The sequence below is a fragment of the Microcoleus sp. S13C4 genome (assembly GCF_036700865.1).
Taxonomy (GTDB): Bacteria; Cyanobacteriota; Cyanobacteriia; order Cyanobacteriales; family Microcoleaceae; genus Microcoleus.
Genome location: NZ_JAUBPS010000045.1, coordinates 13799 through 32594 on the forward strand (window position 1 = coordinate 13799; position 18796 = coordinate 32594).

An 18796-nucleotide genomic window follows, 5' to 3' on the forward strand; every position below is an offset into this window, starting at 1 on the left:
GTTCCCTCAGAAAAGTGGGGCGTCGCCGTCGGTGTCAGAAGCCAGCACATAAATGGCTTCATCACATTGGAGAGTAATGTTAACCAGTGTCCCTCCGAAAAAGGTTGGGCGATTTTGGTAAGTTTCCTCATCTTTGTTAATCAGGACATACCCATTGTGACTGAAAAACTCCAACTTTCCTCCATTCATCTTTACAAATCTTTTCAGATAGTCAAGTCCAACGCCCCCAGTTACATTACCGCGTCTGGTGGTATTTCCGGCTTCAAATGCCCATTTTAGGGCTTCGTCTGCTGGTAAATCAGGGAGATTTTGGAATAGGCGGACATTTTTGGGAATCCCGACACCGAAGTCAACCACAGTCAGTTTTAGTTCCTTTAGTTTGGGGTAGTGCTGTCCACAGCTAAAGACTCCGATATCTGTTTGCCCATGCTCAAAGGCGTTGGCGTAAATCTCCCAGACGGTTCCTACGATGAGGTTCCGCAAGTTTTGACTTATATCAACCCAGTCTCGTCCTAGCCATTTTTCTGCTAGGTAGTCAACCAAGCCATCTTTATCTTGTTTTTTATCTTCTCGATAAGGGATAGAATTACCCTGCCAAGATTCTTTATTCTCACAAAAAGCATACATGAATCCGTTTTGTTCAAGATTCATTTTTATGTTCTTATGAATACTATCCCTATTAATGATTAATTTTATCGAGCGGGATTGAATGAGACGAATCAATCCTCCCAGAAAAGCTACTGCATTTGGTCTGAGAAAATAACATTTAGAAAAGTCAATAATTACTTCTGAGCAATCCTCATTTAGTTGCTCCCAAAGTTGAAACAGCTTGTCAAAATCCTTCACATCATCATTGATTGTAGGGATGTTGAGAGTCAGGCTCATAATTATTCTATGGAAGGCTTGATCCAGAAATAAATTTAGTAAAATATCAATCAGCCGATCGCACTGTCAACCTCTGCGGTTCAATTCCCCCTACCTACCTAGCCCGCACCACCAACACCGAACAAGGAGCCTCAGCCACAACCTCCGCACTCACCGATCCCTCCAAAATCCGCTTTAAACCAGTCAAACCCCGACAGCCGATCGCAATTAAATCCGCTTTATAGATATGAGCCAAACGGACAATTTCTTCTGCAGGTTGTCCCGAAACAATCTCCAATTCGCTCTGGCAAAGCAACTTTTCCTGATAAGATTGCAGTAACTTTTCCACCTCTCGGTAAGCAATCTCATCTCCTTGAGGGTGAGGTCGATCGACAACCGCGTCAAAATCCGATGTACCAGAACTCACAACATGAACTAGAATCACCTTTGCCGTCGGTTCTAGCTGAAATTGTCCTACAACTTGCAATACCTGAGTCGCTAACTCTGAATTGTCGATCGCTACCAAAACAGTATTCAATACCATGCACCTTTAAATTTCCGATATTTAGACTTTAAATTTTTCGATGATTGTCGCCTACTTTCGACAATTTCGCGCTTCCCACCAACATCATTATTACCTATCCAGAAACCCGGTTTCTTAACATAATTGCGTCATTTAAGCAAGATACTTGAAGAAACCGGGTTTCTTAAGCCCGCAGTGCGTAAGTAAGTAGGTGCAAATAAACTCGGTCGCTTGTCACAAAATGTAAAGCTACCATAATCGCAAGAGAAGTGCTTCGTTTCACTGCATTTCACTGACTTTTGACTACCTATGTATTTTGCCGATCATCTACTTAAAATCTCGATCGCCAATCTCCTATCTACCATCTAAAACTCACCCTCTCCCTCCTTTTCAGTCCGCAGCCGCACCGAATCAGCGTGAGAAGGAAGCCCCTCTGCTTCCGCCAAAACATTAATCGCTTTGCCCACCTTCTTAAGTGCAGCAGGCGAATATTGAATCAAACTCGAATGCTTCATAAAAGTCTCGACACCTAGCGGCGACGCATAGCGCGGAGCCCCAGAAGTCGGCAAAGTGTGATTCGGGCCAGCCAAATAATCACCTACAGCTTCCGGCGTCGAGCAGCCCAAGAAAATCGCCCCAGCGTGGCGAATTTGGTCGAGCAAAGCCCAAGGATCTGCAACTTGCAATTCCAAGTGTTCGGGCGCAAACTCGTTAGAGAGTTCTGCGGCCGCTTTGAGCGAGTCAACTACCACGACTAAACCATAGTTAGCGATCGCCTTTTCTGTTAAAGTTCGGCGCGGATGATTTGCCAACTGTCTGTCTACCTCAGCCACCACCTTCCTAGCCAGCACCGAATCCGCCGTCAGCAAAATTGCCGACGCCATCGAATCGTGCTCAGCTTGAGCCAACATATCGGCAGCCACGTGCACAGGATTCGCCGAACCATCAGCAATAATCAGCACTTCCGACGGGCCAGCCAGAGAATCGATCCCCACAGTCCCGTAAACCAGTTTTTTAGCCAGGGTGACGTAAATATTCCCCGGGCCAGTAATTAAATCCACCTTCGGAATAGTTTCCGTACCGTAGGCTAAAGCCGCGATCGCCTGCGCCCCGCCTACCCGATAAATCTCATCAACTCCCGCTTCCTGAGCCGCTACCAGCACCGCAGGATTCATTTTCTTCTCCTGTCCGGGGGGAGTACACATCACCAGTCTCGGCACCTTGGCGACCTTGGCAGGAACCGCATTCATGATCACCGAGCTTGGATAGGACGCCTGACCGCCAGGAATGTAGATTCCCGCTCGATCGACCGGCGTGTAGCGCTTGCCCAAAACAATCTCGTCATCGCCAAACTGCACCCAAGACTTGGGTACGCGCTGTCGGTGAAACGCCTCTACCTGTTTGCAAGCCAGCCGGATGGCATTTAATAATTCTTTTGACACCTGCTGGTAAGCAGCATCCAATTCGGCGCCGCTCACCCGTAAATCTTCCACATTTAGGGTCATGCGGTCAAATTCAGCAGTGTAGTGCAGCACAGCCTGATCGCCTCTGCGCCTTACAGCTTGCAGCACCTCCCGCACGGTGGCTTCTTTGTGAACAACAAGTTCGTCATGGGTGCGATCGCAGATCCGTCGCAGTTCAGCTTGTGCCTCAACCCACTGAGTAATGATTCGCAGCATGGAGATTAGGAATGCCGTCTATAACTTCACTAACATTTGCTTGACAATTGGGGATTTTTGTGGCGTTCTCCTAAAGAAGTAGGCCACCACCAGTCCACAAGCTTAAACCGCGATAGTCGCGGCATTTTCAAAGGCTTCAGTGCAGCGTTTAAATCTCTGTCGAGGATTTTGCCAGACTGAGGACAAGTCACAACCTTCTCTCTTGAATTGCCCGCCAGAGAACCGATTGCGGAGGGAGAGGGTTGGAACGCAGAGGGGGAGTGTGTCCGACCCCGATATGATCCGAGAGGGAGAGTGTTCGAGCGGGAGAATTTTGATTCTGCCTTCTACCTTCTACCTTCAGATCCGGCTGTCTTCTACCTTCTACCTTCTACCTTCAGCTTTTTACCTTCTACCTTCGGTAAGTGCTTCTTGGCGAAGCCCAAATAACCCGTATTCTTTGTTATAGCTTAACTTGGATTTTTCAGAGAATTGGATTTTAAGCAAAATAGGTGCTATATTAGTTTTTCCAACACCTGATAATTTTTTTATAAAAAAACGCCAAATTATTGTATACTTGAAAATTGCGCGCAAGAAACCGTGACTTTAACTCGTGACGGTGGAAACACCGCAAAACGCCTCCGTAAAACCCGTGTCATACCTGTGGGTATTGTCAGGGGTAAAAAACAGGCAGTTAAATGAGTCAATAAAAAATTATTGCGCGGGCGTCGCCAAAAAGTAGCCACAGACTCAGCTCAATCTGAGCGAATCGAGAGTGGCTGTCTCACTCCGCCCTTAAAAATCAAGCTTTTTGCGGATCGATCCCGAAAAGGTTGTCCTTCAAAATCCCCGTGTCTTGAGATTGTCTTGAGACTAGGGTGTATCAATGAATACCTACTTCCAGCAACTGAACTATGGCAAATATTAAGTCCGCCGTCAAACGAGTCAAAATCGCCGAACGTAACCGCTTGTACAACAAATCTTACAAGTCAGCGGTCAAAACTTTGATGAAGAAGTATTTCGCTGCTGTAGACAAGTACGCCGCAGCTCCGAGCCCGGAATTAATGCAAGAAGTCCAGCAACGAATGTCTGAGGCCTACAGCAAAATTGACAAAGCTGTCAAAAAAGGTGTACTCCACCGCAACAACGGCGCTCGCAAAAAGTCCCGCTTGGCAAGAACCCTCAAACCGCATGAAGTATCGGTAGCATCTTAAGGAAGCAGAAAGTTCGGCAACGAAGCAGTGTACAAGATTGAAGGGATGGATGTTGAGGGAAGAAGTCAAGCGTGAAGAAGGAAGAAGGAAGAAAGAAGACGGAAGATTTTTCCCACACACTCTCTCTCTGCCACTCCCACTCCCAGACTCTCTCACTCCCCCTCGCCCTATCCCACCAGGACTCTCCCGTATCACCTCTAATCTGCTTCCCCCATGCAGCTCATCGACACTCACGTTCATATCAACTTTGAGACCTACAAATCTGAGTTAGAAGCCATTCGAGAACGCTGGCGCGAAGCTGGTGTAGTTCGGCTGGTTCATTCTTGTGTAGAGCCAGAAGAGTTTGCCGGCATTCAAGCAATCGCCAATCAGTTTGCAGAAGTCTCGTTTGCGGTTGGACTCCACCCCCTAGATGCGGACAAGTGGAAAGACGAGACTGCGAGCCAGATTAGGGAATTAGCAAGTTCGGACTCTAGGGTAGTGGCGATCGGCGAAACCGGACTGGACTTTTATAAAGCTGACGATCGAGAACACCAGTTTAAAGTGTTTGAGGCACAGCTTGAAATCGCCCAGGAACTTGACAAACCAGTCATTATCCACTGTCGCGACGCCGCCGCTCCAATGGCCGAAATGCTGAGGAACTTTTGGCAAACACGCGGGCCAGTGCGCGGGGTCATGCACTGCTGGGGAGGCACACCCGAAGAAACCCAGTGGTTTTTAGACCTAGGTTTCTACATCAGTTTTAGCGGAACAGTCACCTTTAAAAAAGCCTTGCAAATACAAGAATCAGCTTGTATGGTAAATAGCGATCGCATCCTAGTAGAGACTGATTGCCCTTTTCTCGCCCCCGTACCCCAGCGGGGAAAACGCAACGAACCAGCCTATGTCTACTACGTAGCCGAGCAAGTTGCTAAATTGAGAGGAGTTTCTCTCTTAACTTTGTCCCAGCAAACAACCCAAAATGCCTGTCAGCTATTCGGCTTTTCAGTTTAGTTATAGCAGAACAGAGAAACGAGGAAAACAGGTCGATTTAGGAGCCAGCGATCAGGACAATCCCATTTCTATCCTGCCAGAAAAACCGGATTCATCCTTTATGGGAGATTCTTTTGGCGTTGCCTGTTGCGATCGGATTTGCGTCCTATAATAAAAAGAACCGACCGAGCCGGCGTTGGCTTAGTATCCGCGACTGCGATGTCGCCCCGGAACTACCAACATAACGCGAGTACGCTAAACTACGGGATCGGTCAAAACTTCACGCAATACCTCAAACTTACACATCAGAAAAAACTTGGAACCTCAGCCATTTGGCAATAGCTGTCAAGTCAATTTTAGGAGTCAAAAGTGTAGGGAATTCACCCCGAGATACCACGAGATCAGATCTAAAAGCATCTCGATCGAAACTAAAATCAGCACAAAAATACTGCGAGCCACCCGCAATAATAACCGTTGCAGCAGTTGGAAGGCGATCGAAAACATCATATAAATTCTCTCACACAATCCATCAAAAAAACGCAACAAGGTAAAAAAGCCCAGCCTTGGCGCCATGTAAAAAGCTAGAGCCACTGCGGAAAAAGGATACCCATGACCACTAAAGATTACACAGAATTCGCCTTCACCTTGCCTGACCTGATCGAAATCCAGCGGGCAAGTTTCCGCTGGTTCCTAGAAGCCGGGCTGATCGAAGAACTCGACAGTTTCTCCCCGATTACAGACTACACGGGCAAGCTGGAACTCCACTTCATGGGCAAAGACTTCAAACTCAAGCGCCCGAAATACGACGTGGACGAAGCCAAGCGCAGGGACAGCACCTACTCGGTGCAGATGTACGTACCCACCCGCCTGATTAACAAAGAAACAGGGGAAATCAAAGAACAAGAAGTCTTCATCGGCGATTTGCCCTTGATGACCGAGCGCGGCACTTTTATTATCAACGGCGCCGAACGGGTGATTGTCAACCAAATCGTGCGATCGCCAGGCGTCTACTACAAATCGGAAACCGACAAAAACGGTCGCCGTTCCTATAACGCCTCGCTCATCCCCAACCGCGGCGCTTGGCTGAAATTTGAAACAGACAAAAACGATTTAGTCTGGGTCAGAATCGACAAAACCCGCAAACTCTCAGCCCAGGTGCTGCTCAAAGCTTTGGGACTCACAGACGGTGAAATCTACGACTCCCTGCGGCACCCGGAATACTTCCAAAAGACGATCGAGAAAGAAGGACAATTCGGCGAAGAAGAAGCTTTGATGGAGCTCTACCGCAAACTCCGTCCAGGGGAACCCCCCACGGTGGCGGGCGGCGAACAGCTCCTCAACTCGCGCTTTTTCGACCCCAAACGCTACGATTTGGGCCGAGTCGGCCGTTACAAACTCAACAAAAAATTGCGCTTGACAGTCCCCGATACGATGCGGGTGCTGACATCGCAAGATATCTTGACAGCGATCGACTACTTAATTAACCTCGAATTTGACATCGGCTCCACCGACGACATCGACCACTTAGGCAACCGTCGCGTCCGCAGTGTCGGAGAACTGCTGCAAAACCAAGTGCGCGTCGGCCTCAACCGCTTAGAACGGATCATCCGCGAAAGAATGACCGTCTCCGATGCCGACTCCCTCAGCCCCGCTTCTCTGGTCAACCCCAAACCGCTGGTAGCAGCAATCAAGGAATTCTTCGGTTCCTCCCAGCTATCGCAGTTCATGGATCAAACCAACCCTCTGGCAGAACTGACGCACAAACGTCGGCTTTCAGCCTTGGGCCCTGGAGGTCTGACTCGCGAACGCGCCGGGTTTGCAGTACGGGACATTCACCCCTCCCACTACGGCCGGATTTGCCCGATCGAAACACCAGAAGGCCCCAACGCCGGTCTGATCGGTTCCTTAGCAACCCACGCCCGCGTCAACCCCTACGGCTTCATCGAAACTCCTTTTTATCCAGTAGAAAAAGGACAAGTGCTGCGCGACAAAGCCCCCGTCTACATGACAGCCGATGAAGAAGACGATTTGCGCGTCGCCCCCGGAGACATCAGCCTCGACGAAAACAACAACCTCTTGGGCGAAACCGTAGCCGTCCGCTACCGCCAAGAGTTTACTACCACCACACCCATGCAGGTGGACTACATGGCGATTTCGCCCGTGCAAATCGTCTCCGTCGCGACATCGCTGATTCCGTTCCTGGAACACGACGACGCCAACCGAGCTCTCATGGGATCGAATATGCAGCGGCAAGCTGTGCCGCTACTGAAACCAGAACGGCCCCTAGTCGGTACGGGCTTAGAAGCTCAGGCGGCACGAGATTCGGGGATGGTTGTGGTTTCCCGAATTAACGGCGAGGTGATTTACATCGACGCTACCCGGATTATTGTCAAACCCCTGGCGGAGGATGCCGAATCTAATTCCAGCGAAGAACATTTCCTGATTCGGGAATACGACGAGCTAAAAGTCAAACAGCCCTCGGTTTGGAAGCAAAAATATGCGGGTTGCATCGAACACGAACTGCAAAAATATCAGCGCTCTAACCAAGATACTTGTTTAAACCAGCGTCCGCTGATTTATGAGGGCGATCGCGTCGTAGCAGGTCAAGTGCTCGCTGATGGTTCCTCCACCGAAGGGGCAGAACTCGCTCTGGGTCACAACATCCTCGTAGCTTATATGCCTTGGGAAGGATACAACTACGAAGACGCGATGCTAATTAGCGAGCGTTTGGTGTACGAAGATGTCTACACATCGATCCACATTGAAAAATACGAAATCGAAGCCCGCCAAACCAAACTCGGCCCCGAAGAAATCACTCGCGAAATTCCTAACGTCGGCGAAGACGCGCTGCGCCAGCTAGACGAACAGGGGATTATCCGCAAAGGAGCCTGGGTAGAAGCCAGCGACATCCTAGTCGGCAAAGTAACCCCCAAAGGCGAATCCGACCAACCGCCGGAAGAAAAACTGCTCAGAGCAATCTTCGGCGAAAAAGCCCGCGACGTGCGCGACAATTCCCTCCGCGTCCCTAACGGCGAAAAAGGCCGCGTGGTGGACGTGCGGGTGTTTACTCGGGAACAGGGCGACGAACTCCCCCCCGGCGCAAACATGGTCGTCCGCGTCTACGTGGCTCAAAAGCGCAAAATTCAAGTCGGCGACAAAATGGCCGGCCGCCACGGAAATAAGGGTATTGTGTCCCGGATTCTGCCGATGGAGGATATGCCTTATTTGCCCGACGGGACTCCGGTTGACATAGTGCTCAACCCATTGGGCGTGCCGTCGCGGATGAACGTGGGTCAGATTTTTGAGTGCTTGCTGGGATGGGCGGGCGAAAATCTGTCGATGCGGTTCAAGATGGTGCCTTTTGATGAAATGCACGGCGCTGAAAAGTCGCGCGAAACCGTACACGGCAAGCTACAGGAGGCACGCGAAAAGACCGGCAAGCCTTGGGTGTTTAACGAAAAGCACCCCGGCAAGACAATTGTCTACGATGGCAGAACTGGGGAACCGTTCGATCGCCCGATCACAGTCGGCATCGCCTATATGCTGAAGCTGGTTCACTTGGTAGACGATAAGATCCACGCCCGCAGCACAGGCCCTTACTCGCTGGTAACGCAGCAGCCTTTGGGTGGCAAAGCGCAGCAGGGGGGTCAGCGGTTCGGAGAAATGGAAGTCTGGGCTCTGGAAGCGTTCGGCGCAGCTTATACTTTGCAAGAGTTGCTGACTGTGAAGTCGGACGATATGCAGGGGCGGAATGAAGCGCTGAATGCGATCGTCAAAGGCAAAGCTATTCCGCGCCCAGGTACGCCGGAATCTTTCAAGGTGCTGATGCGGGAGTTGCAATCTTTGTGCTTGGATATTGCTGTGCACAAGGTGAATACGTCCGACGAGGGCAGCGAGCACGTTGAGGTGGATTTGATGGCAGATGCTGGGGGCAAGCGATCGCCCTCTCGGCCTACTTACGAATCCCTTTCTCGTGACGAACTTGACGAGGATTAGGCATTAAAGATTAAAGATTAAAGATTAAAGATTTTTTGACCGGATTCAATTCTTTAATCTTTAATCGGCAATCTCAAATAAAAATGCCTCAGCAGTGGTACGAACACTGGTGAGGCGAATCAACGCTCTTAAGAGGAGAGACGCTGACATGACTATTGTAACAGTTGTCCCAGGAATAGAAGGAGAATTTGACCTGAAGACTGGCTGTATTAATTGGCAAGGGAGTAAGCTCAAAAATGGTTACGGGCGCAAGTGGCTCGATGGTAAAACGGTATTAGTCCACCGATTAGTCCTCGAATCAAAAATAGCAGGATTCCTCGGTTCCGGTTATTTTGCTTGCCACACCTGCGACAATCCAAGCTGCATTAACCCAGCACATCTCGTACCTGGAACTGCGGCTGAGAATACAGCGCAAATGATGGGGCGCGTTCGCAAAACTCCCCGACGCAAAAGTATTCCCGGTATTGGTAAACTATCGATCCAACAACTGCGGGAAATTCAGCGTCAATATTTAGCTGGAACCATGAAAAGCCACCTAATAAAAGAGTATGGCGTACACTATGAAACTATTACTAAGATACTTCAGGCAAATATTCCCGATAACTTCACTACAGTTCCCCCCGGTTTTGTAGGAGAAATTCAAGACAGTGGCTGCATAATTTTTCAAGGTGCAAAGGATGGTCAAGGTGGTTATGGCAGGTACTTTAAAAATGGGAAGTCCCAATCAGTTACTCGTGCTGTTTTAGCAGAGAAATTAGGATGTGAAGTGCCGACTTCGATAGATGCTTGTCATACCTGCGATAATCCTAGTTGTATTAATCCAGAACACCTTTGGGGTGGAACGCGCACTCAAAATTTATTAGATGCTTCTAAGAAAGGACGCACTCAAGGCAAAAGTCATCCCCTTTCCAATGCCAAATTAAATTGGAAAAAGGTGCAAGAAATTCGACAAAAACTAGCCGCAGGAGAGAGAGTGAAGGATATAGCTCAAGAATACAGTGTTGGTCGCAAAACCATACACGATATTAAGTATCACGTCACTTGGAAGGAAGCAGGCGAAGAGGTTCCAGTTCCTCGCAGGGGCGGATATCTCGATCGCAAATTGACTTTCGAGCAAGCTCTTGAGGTACGAAAAAGAATTAGAGGTAGAGAATCAATCTCTAAAATCGCTGATGACTTTGGAGTATCGTCAAGTGTCATCTCTGATATTAAAAATCACGTCACATATAGAGGAGTATAACATTGATTTAAGCCGTGAAACAAGCAACCAAAAAAGATAAACAACCACAAATAATCGACTGTAAATTATTAATTGGAGTCAAGAATGGCTAAAATAGAACAACGCTTTGATTACGTCAAGATTGGGTTAGCTTCACCAGAAAGAATTCGACAGTGGGGAGAGAGAACTTTACCCAACGGTCAGATTACTGGAGAGGTGACAAAACCGGAAACCATAAATTATCGCACGTTAAAACCTGAAATGGATGGCTTGTTTTGCGAGCGCATTTTTGGGCCTGCAAAAGATTGGGAATGTCATTGTGGGAAGTACAAACGAGTTCGCCATAGAGGCATTGTTTGCGAAAGATGCGGCGTTGAAGTAACTGAATCTCGCGTCCGCCGCCATCGCATGGGCTTTATCAAATTAGCAGCTCCAGTAGCTCACGTTTGGTATCTCAAAGGCATCCCCAGTTACATGGCAATTCTGTTAGATATGCCGCTGCGAGATGTAGAACAAATCGTGTATTTCAATGCCTACGTTGTCCTCAATGCAGGTAATGCAGAAAAGCTGCAATACAAGCAATTGCTCACGGAAGATGCTTGGCTGGAAATAGAAGACGAACTTTACAGCGAAGATTCCACACTCACAGGTGTAGAAGTAGGCATAGGTGCTGAAGCTTTGCAAGTTTTGCTGCAAAATATTCCGCTAGAAAGTGAAGCGGAAAAGTTGCGGGAAGATATTGCTAATGCTAAAGGTCAAAAACGGGCAAAGTTAATTAAACGTTTGCGGGTAATTGACAACTTCATCGCTACGGGATCTCAACCCGATTGGATGGTGCTCAATGTGATTCCGGTGATTCCCCCCGACTTGCGGCCGATGGTGCAGTTAGACGGCGGGCGTTTTGCAACGAGTGACCTCAACGACCTCTATCGGAGAGTCATCAACCGCAATAACCGCTTGGCGAGACTGCAAGAAATTCTGGCGCCGGAGATTATCATCCGCAACGAAAAGCGGATGCTTCAAGAAGCTGTGGATGCGCTGATTGACAACGGTCGCCGGGGCCGGACAGTGGTGGGGGCAAACAACCGCCCGCTGAAGTCGCTGTCGGACATCATTGAAGGGAAACAAGGCCGCTTCCGGCAAAACTTGCTGGGGAAACGGGTTGATTACTCCGGGCGTTCGGTGATTGTGGTGGGGCCGAAACTGAAAATTCATCAGTGCGGTTTGCCGAGGGAAATGGCGATCGAACTTTTCCAGCCTTTCGTTATCCACCGCTTGATCCGTCAAGGATTGGTCAACAACATCAAAGCTGCCAAAAAACTGATCCAGCGCAACGATCCCAGCGTTTGGGACGTGCTTCAGGAGGTGATTGAAGGACACCCGGTAATGCTAAACCGGGCGCCTACCCTCCACCGTTTGGGGATTCAAGCCTTTGAGCCGATTTTGGTAGACGGAAGGGCAATTCAGCTTCACCCGCTAGTCTGTCCGGCTTTTAACGCTGACTTTGACGGCGACCAAATGGCCGTGCACGTGCCTTTGTCTCTGGAATCTCAGGCGGAAGCGCGCTTGCTGATGCTGGCTTCTAACAACATTATGTCGCCGGCAACCGGAAGACCGATCGTTACTCCTTCTCAAGATATGGTGCTCGGTTGCTATTACTTGACAGCCGAAAATCCTGACGCTCAAAAAGGCGCCGGTCACTATTTCTCCAACCTTACCGACGCGGTTGTAGCTTACGAACAAGGAGTTGTTGACTTGCACTCATACGTGTGGGTGAGGTTTCAAGGCGCCATAGAAAACACAGAACCCGAAGGAGAACCGCTGAAGGTGGAACGCTCTACCGACGGTATCGTGACGAAAGAATACAAGTTCCGCCGGGTTCGGGAAGACGGAGACGGCAAGGTACTCAATCAATTCATTCGCACTACTCCGGGCAGGATTATCTATCACCAAACCATCGAATCGGTAATTAACAATTAGAAAGGGGTAAGGGTAAGAGGTAAGGGATAAGAGGTAACGGGTAAGAGGTAATGGGTAATAACTGACAAATAATCACTAACACATAATAGTGATTGAAACCGGAAAATTCACCCATTACTACTTACAAATACTTCAGCGACGTGGTTAATGAGCGAAGTCTAAGGGCAGTAAAAGTTACCCATTACCAAGTAGGTAGGTGCAAATAAACTTTATTATAGGAAGGGCAGGTGAACCCTTTCATCTCCTAGCTTAGCTCTATTCCTTATAGGCTAAACCAGCCCCTACAAAAGGCTAGTTGTTTTTTCCAGTCGCTCTACTTATCAATTACCAATTACCAATTACCAATTACCAATACTTCGGCTACGCGGTTCCTCAATCCTTCGGCTTCGCTCAGTGGAGCCGAAGTCGAACGGCAGTAAAAGTTACCAATTACCAATTACCACTACTCAGAAAAATGACAGAAAATAAGGAAATTGTTTTTCGCAATCGAGTTGTTGACAAAGGTCAGCTCAAAAAATTAATTTCTTGGTCCTTCATGCACTACGGAACGGCCCGTACAGCGCAAATGGCCGATAAACTCAAAGACTTGGGTTTCCGCTTTGCGACACGAGCGGGAGTTTCGATTAGCGTAGACGATTTGCAGGTTCCCCCGTCAAAACGATCGCTCCTAGATGCAGCCGAAGAAGAAATCCGCATCACCGAACAAAAATATACCAGAGGTGAAATCACCGAAGTCGAACGGTTCCAAAAAGTAATCGATACCTGGAACAGCACATCAGAAGACCTCAAAGACGAAGTAGTCAAAAACTTCCGAGCCACAGACCCCCTAAACTCGGTCTACATGATGGCCTTCTCCGGGGCGCGCGGAAACATTTCTCAAGTGCGGCAGCTAGTCGGAATGCGCGGATTGATGGCTGACCCCCAAGGAGAAATCATCGACTTGCCAATTAAAACCAACTTCCGCGAAGGACTCACCGTCACCGAATACATCATCTCTTCCTACGGCGCGCGCAAAGGCTTGGTAGATACAGCGTTGCGGACGGCAGACTCTGGCTATCTTACACGTCGCTTAGTGGATGTGTCCCAAGACGTAATTGTGCGGGAAGTGGACTGCGGCACCCAGCGGGGAATTCGAGTGCGGCCGATGACGGACGGAGCAACAGTGCTGATTCCCCTGAAGGATAGGCTGTTGGGGCGGGTGTTCGCCAAAGATGTGGTTCACCCCAAAACCGGGGAAATTGTGGCTTACGGCAGTGAAAAAGCCGTCCGAAATCAGCCAATTACCGAGGAGTTGGCGGGGGAAATTGGTAATTCTGGGGTGGGAGAGGTGTATTTACGATCGCCCCTGACTTGTGAATCAACCCGATCGGTTTGTCAGCACTGCTATGGCTGGAGTCTCGCCCACTTGAAAATGGTGGACATGGGAGAAGCGATCGGGATTATTGCAGCTCAGTCGATCGGGGAACCGGGAACCCAGCTCACCATGCGTACCTTCCACACCGGCGGCGTATTCACCGGAGAAGTCGCGAAACAAGAACGCGCCCCCTTCCCCGGGGTAGTGAAATTCAAGAACTTGCGTACTCGCTCCTTCCGCACCAGACACGGCGAAGAAGCACTGGTGGCAGAAAACAACGGCAAACTTGTATTTGAAGGCGACGGATTTGAAGAAGGGAAATCCGGCGCCAAAAATCAAAAACTGAAAATCGAATTGGCGATCGTCCAGGGTTCTACTCTGATGGTCAAAGACGGACAGCGCGCCATTCCCGGTCAAGTTTTGGCAGAAGTGCCGATCATCGGTCGCGCCGCCCGCAAAACCACTGAAAAAGTGACTACAGACGTGGCTTCCGACTTAGCGGGAGAAGCAAAATTTGCTGATTTGGTGCCTGAAGAAAAAACAGACCGCCAAGGGAACACAACCCGCACAGCCAGCAAAGGCGGGCTGATTTGGATTCTCTCAGGAGAAGTCTACAACTTGCCCCCTGGCGCCGAACCAGCGGTGAAAAATGGCGATCGCATTCCGGCCGAAAGCGTGATTGCCGAAACTAAACTCGTCTCCGAACATGGTGGCGTAGTCCGCATCGCTGACCCCAGAGAAATTGAAATTATCACCGCCCAAGTCCTGCTCGACCAAGCAGTCGTGCGGGCGGAAAGTGCAGGCGGCCGCGACCACTACACGATCGAAACAGCTTCTAAGCAGCGGTTTTCCCTCAAAACCGCTCCCGGGAGCAAAGTCATTAACGGGGAAGTCGTAGCCGAACTGCTCGACGACAGCTACCGCACAGCTACAGGGGGCATTGTCAAGTACGGCGGGGTGGAAGTCCACAAGCGCGGCAAAGCTAAACTTGGCTACGAAGTCGTGAAGGGGGGGACTCTGCTCTGGATACCGGAAGAGTGCCACGAAGTCAATAAGGATATTTCTCTGCTGCTGGTCGAAGATGGTCAGTACGTAGAAGCCGGTACAGAAGTCGTTAAGGATATTTTCTGCCAAACCAGCGGGGCAGTGGAAATCACTCAGAAAAATGACATTCTCCGGGAAATTGTGATTAAGCCGGGCACACTCCATGTAGTTGACCGCCCGCCGCTAACATTCGGGGAAGGTCAAATCGTCAACGCCGGTCAAGAAATTTTCCCAGGCTTAGTTGCCGAAGAGTTGGGCTATGCGGAGTATATCGAAACTCCCGAGGGCCCGGCTTTGCTGCTGCGGCCTGTGGTGGAGTTTCCGGTGCCGGATAAGCCACCAGTGCCTTCTCAGACGGCGCTGAATGAGTCGATCTCTTTGAAAGCGGTGCAGCGACTCCCTTATAAGGATGGGGAGCGTGTCAAATCTGTCGAGGGATTGGAACTGCTGCGGACTCAGCTCATTTTGGAAATTGGTTCGGGAGCTCCGCAACTGGCGGCGGATATCGAGCTGCTGCCGGATGAGGAGGATGCTACGGCTTTTGGGGCGGACGGTTCGGGCCCTGCTTGGGGCTCGCCTGAAGACGTTAGTGCGTCGCAAGAGTTGGCGATGGCTGTGGCTGATGGGGGCGATCGAACTTCAAGGACTTTCCGCCTGCAGTTGGTGATTTTGGAATCGCTGGTGATTCGGCGGGATGTGTCTGCCGATCCGACTCAGGGAAGCACTCACACGCGACTGTTGGTCGAAGACGGGCAGTCGATCGCGCCTGGGGCAGTAGTCGCCCGCACAGAGATTCTCTGCAAAGAAGCGGGTATCGTTCGCGGCATCCGTGAGGGACACGGCGAACCAGTGCGCCGACTGTTGGTGATGCGAGATGCGGATTCTATTTCGATCTCTGTGGCGGGTACGCCGGATGTGAGTCCGGGTCAACTGCTGGTGGCTGGTACCGAAATAGCTCCGGGGGTTGTTCTAGAAGAGTCCGGCCAAGTTGTGAAGGTTGTACCTGCGTCGGAGACAGAATCGGCGAAACTCTTGCTCCGGGTGGCTCGTCCTTACCGGGTTTCGGCCGGTGCGGTGCTGCACGTAGACGACGGCGACTTGGTGCAGCGGGGTGACAATTTGGTGATTCTGGTGTTTGAGCGGGCAAAGACTGGGGATATCATTCAGGGTTTGCCACGGATTGAGGAACTTCTCGAAGGGCGGAAGCCGAAGGAAGCCTGTATTTTAGCCAAGCGGCCGGGGACGGCTCGCGTGGTTACGGATGACGATGTTGTGGAACTTGCGGTGATTGAGGATGATGGCCGGATTGAGGAGTATCCTTTGTTGCCTGGTCAAAACCCGATCGTTTCCGACGGACAGCGCGTAGGCGTCGCCGAAGCTTTGACCGACGGGCCTGCTAACCCTCACGAAATTCTGGAGGTGTTCTTCCACGTGCTCAAGGAGCGGCAGTCTACTTTTGAGGCTGCCTTGGAGAGTTTCCAACAGGTACAGACGTTTTTGGTGAATGAGGTGCAGTCGGTTTATCAGTCTCAAGGCGTAGATATTTCCGACAAGCACATCGAGGTGATTGTCCGCCAGATGACCAACAAAGTCAGGATGGAAGATGGCGGCGATACTACTATGCTCCCCGGCGAGTTGGTAGAATTGCGGCAGGTTGAGCAGGTGAATGAGGCGATGTCAATTACTGGTGGAGCGCCGGCGGATTATACTCCGGTGTTGCTGGGGATTACTAAGGCTTCGCTGAATACTGATAGCTTTATTTCCGCTGCTTCGTTCCAGGAGACTACGCGGGTGTTGACTGAGGCTGCGATCGAAGGTAAGTCTGACTGGCTGCGCGGACTCAAGGAAAATGTGATTATCGGCCGCCTGATTCCTGCGGGTACTGGGTTCAATGCCTACGAAGATGCTGGGGTTCAGGATGCGGGTTTTGATGGTGCTGTGTTTGATGACGACATCCACGATTTACAGGAGGATGTGGTACTTGATGACCGTACTGCGCGCCGCGCCTATACGATCGAGAGCGGTTTTGAGATCGGGCGCGGGTCAGAGCTTGAGGCTGATGAGGATTTTGAGGAAGTTGAGGTTGATGAGGACGATTTTGTCGCTGAGACTGAGGATGATGCCTTGGGACCCGATGTTGACGATGAGGATGATATCGGTTTTGACTTCGATGAGGACGAAGATTAATCATAGTTTTGAGATTGCATGAATGAGTGAACAGCGTTGCGCTCGCTGACGATAATTTGGTTCCTCGCCGCAACGCACACTTCGATTTCATGAGTTGAAAAATCTCAAATTTTTCCTCACTAATTAACAGTCCGAACTCATCGCCTTGTGTAATCGGGACATCCAAAGGAAGAAGGAAGAAGGAAGATTCAGAGTTTAAGCAAACTTTGTAATTCTAGAGTTTTAATTGTTTGTTGGTTCAAACAAACAATTCTTTCTTCCTTCTTCCTTTTTCCTTCTTCCTTCTTATTCCTTCTTGATGTATGCTTCACTCAATCAGGCAACAAAGCCTTGATTTGATTAACAAACTCTTGATGGTCTACCACAGGTTTAGAGATGTAACCGTCGGCACCGCTTTGATCCAGAAATGTTTCTTTATCACCAGCCATCGCGTGAGCAGTCACCAAAATAATCGGCAGCGAGGCCGTTTGCGGGTCAGCTTTGAGCAGTTGAGTAATCTTAATGCCGTCAACAGATTTGCCCTGGTACACGCTGCGCGAAAGAGACACATCCATTAAAATCAAATCCGCTTCGCCGTTGGCAGCAATCTGCATCACCTCTTCAACATTTTCCGTGTGCTTCACGGCTAAGCCCCCCCGCTTAGTCAGAATTTTGGAAAAAACCCGAGCATTAACCAAATCGTCCTCTACAATCAGAACGGTTTTCATAAATAAATATGGGAAGTATAGAAACTTTGTGACTTTAGTCCAAAGAGGAACACGACACGGGGACTACATTCCCCGTCAAAAATGCAGAGTTTTTAGCGCCATCAGCCGGGAACCCTGCAAAACCCGTATGTATATCCTTGAGCCACTAGCTGTGAGAGGGTTTACAGATGCTTAGAAGCATCCAGTACCATCATTTAGACTACTACACACAGACAGTTTAGTTCTTTTTTATAACTAGACCTGGCACTGGTGAGAGTCTCCAGATTCTCAGGTAGCAGGTTTCTAGTACAATCCCGGACGCATGGACGACGCCTCGCAACCGGGTTTTTGATCGTTTCGGCGGGCTATAACGAACTATTGCTATGAAAAAACCCGGTTTCTGACTACCCGTGCGTCCTGGACTTATAGTATCCTCTCTTTCGGTCAAGCCTGCGGCTTCTACCATTTTAGATTTTAGATTTTAGATTTTAGATTTTAGATTTTAGATTTTAGATGGGAACTGATTGACTGGATATCAGTTTGGATCACGGGCCTACAGTTGCATTATTTTTTTAACGGGTATTAGAGTCGGGAATGTGTGATAATTATTTTCCTTCCTCCTAATTAGAATCAAGCCATGTTTATTCACATACTCCCGTCGCCACAGCATTCGGAGTAGCGAATCGAGCGGGGATTGTTGGAGATTCCAAATTCTCAGTTTTAACCCCTCAAAACGGCTTAAAATATCGACGCTTCCGTTGAGCAACGGGATGTCAGACTAGGAGATATCGCCCGGAGAGCTTTTGACTGATGAATTCATCAATATCGGCATTTTTGAGACTCTCAGCGAGTCACGGCCACGCTCTATGGTTGAATAAGCCCAAAACTTGGACTTCACTCATAGTCCAGTTGCCTCTACACGATCAGAACAGGTACCAGTACCAGAGGTATTCCAATTCGGCTTACTTTTCTTTTTTAATACTTTCGGAGTCTTTCACGCTTGCCAAAATACGGTAAGCTCGATCTTCTACCATTGGTGCTGGATCCACACTACGGTTGTACCGAGACGATCTCAATCTGGGGTTTCTCCTGAATAGAA

Annotated in this window: 10 protein-coding genes; 6 read left to right on the plus strand and 4 right to left on the minus strand. The window is 49.5% G+C overall.

Annotated elements, in window-relative coordinates; genetic code table 11:
• Positions 1-6: 6 nt before the first annotated feature.
• The 3 genes from QT996_RS18880 to hisD form a co-directional block, all read right to left on the minus strand.
• Positions 7-846, minus strand: coding sequence for an ATP-binding protein (locus QT996_RS18880; protein WP_333048300.1), 840 nt, complete (start codon positions 844-846; stop codon positions 7-9).
• Positions 847-979: 133 nt separating this feature from the next.
• Positions 980-1408, minus strand: coding sequence for a universal stress protein (locus QT996_RS18885; RefSeq protein WP_333048301.1), 429 nt, complete (start codon positions 1406-1408; stop codon positions 980-982).
• 344 nt (positions 1409-1752) lie between these two features.
• Positions 1753-3066, minus strand: coding sequence for a histidinol dehydrogenase (hisD, locus tag QT996_RS18890; protein WP_333048302.1), 1314 nt, complete (start codon positions 3064-3066; stop codon positions 1753-1755).
• An 893-nt stretch (positions 3067-3959) separates the two neighbouring features.
• On the opposite strand from hisD, the gene rpsT reads away from it, so the two are divergent.
• From rpsT to QT996_RS18920, 6 genes are all read left to right on the plus strand, one after another.
• Positions 3960-4259, plus strand: a complete 300-nt coding sequence (rpsT, locus tag QT996_RS18895; protein WP_006632886.1) for a 30S ribosomal protein S20 — start codon at positions 3960-3962, stop codon at positions 4257-4259.
• A 213-nt stretch (positions 4260-4472) separates the two neighbouring features.
• Complete coding sequence (locus tag QT996_RS18900; RefSeq protein WP_333048303.1) at positions 4473-5252, plus strand: TatD family hydrolase; 780 nt, start codon at positions 4473-4475, stop codon at positions 5250-5252.
• Between the two features lie 588 nt (positions 5253-5840).
• Positions 5841-9227: a DNA-directed RNA polymerase subunit beta gene (gene rpoB / locus QT996_RS18905; RefSeq protein WP_333048304.1), complete on the plus strand. Its 3387-nt coding sequence runs from the start codon at positions 5841-5843 to the stop codon at positions 9225-9227.
• Between the two features lie 148 nt (positions 9228-9375).
• Positions 9376-10467: an HNH endonuclease gene (locus tag QT996_RS18910; RefSeq protein WP_333048305.1), complete on the plus strand. Its 1092-nt coding sequence runs from the start codon at positions 9376-9378 to the stop codon at positions 10465-10467.
• An 84-nt stretch (positions 10468-10551) separates the two neighbouring features.
• Positions 10552-12426, plus strand: a complete 1875-nt coding sequence (locus QT996_RS18915; RefSeq protein ID WP_333048306.1) for a DNA-directed RNA polymerase subunit gamma — start codon at positions 10552-10554, stop codon at positions 12424-12426.
• A 454-nt stretch (positions 12427-12880) separates the two neighbouring features.
• On the plus strand, positions 12881-17011 hold the full coding sequence (locus QT996_RS18920) for a DNA-directed RNA polymerase subunit beta'' (RefSeq protein ID WP_333048307.1): 4131 nt from the start codon (positions 12881-12883) through the stop codon (positions 17009-17011).
• Between the two features lie 311 nt (positions 17012-17322).
• Here QT996_RS18920 and QT996_RS18925 read toward each other — a convergent pair whose 3' ends face one another.
• Entirely contained in the window at positions 17323-17718 is a 396-nt protein-coding gene (locus QT996_RS18925) for a response regulator (RefSeq protein ID WP_006632892.1), read from the minus strand.
• Positions 17719-18796: the final 1078 nt, after the last annotated feature.

Bases quoted from the DNA above. Each gene is read 5' to 3' on its own strand.
- QT996_RS18915 (WP_333048306.1), top strand. From the start codon at position 10,552: ATGGCTAAAATAGAACAACGCTTTGATTACGTCAAGATTGGGTTAGCT.
- QT996_RS18925 (WP_006632892.1), bottom strand. From the start codon at position 17,718: ATGAAAACCGTTCTGATTGTAGAGGACGATTTGGTTAATGCTCGGGTT.
- QT996_RS18900 (WP_333048303.1), top strand. From the start codon at position 4,473: ATGCAGCTCATCGACACTCACGTTCATATCAACTTTGAGACCTACAAA.
- rpoB (WP_333048304.1), top strand. From the start codon at position 5,841: ATGACCACTAAAGATTACACAGAATTCGCCTTCACCTTGCCTGACCTG.
- rpsT (WP_006632886.1), top strand. From the start codon at position 3,960: ATGGCAAATATTAAGTCCGCCGTCAAACGAGTCAAAATCGCCGAACGT.
- QT996_RS18910 (WP_333048305.1), top strand. From the start codon at position 9,376: ATGACTATTGTAACAGTTGTCCCAGGAATAGAAGGAGAATTTGACCTG.
- hisD (WP_333048302.1), bottom strand. From the start codon at position 3,066: ATGCTGCGAATCATTACTCAGTGGGTTGAGGCACAAGCTGAACTGCGA.
- QT996_RS18920 (WP_333048307.1), top strand. From the start codon at position 12,881: ATGACAGAAAATAAGGAAATTGTTTTTCGCAATCGAGTTGTTGACAAA.
- QT996_RS18885 (WP_333048301.1), bottom strand. From the start codon at position 1,408: ATGGTATTGAATACTGTTTTGGTAGCGATCGACAATTCAGAGTTAGCG.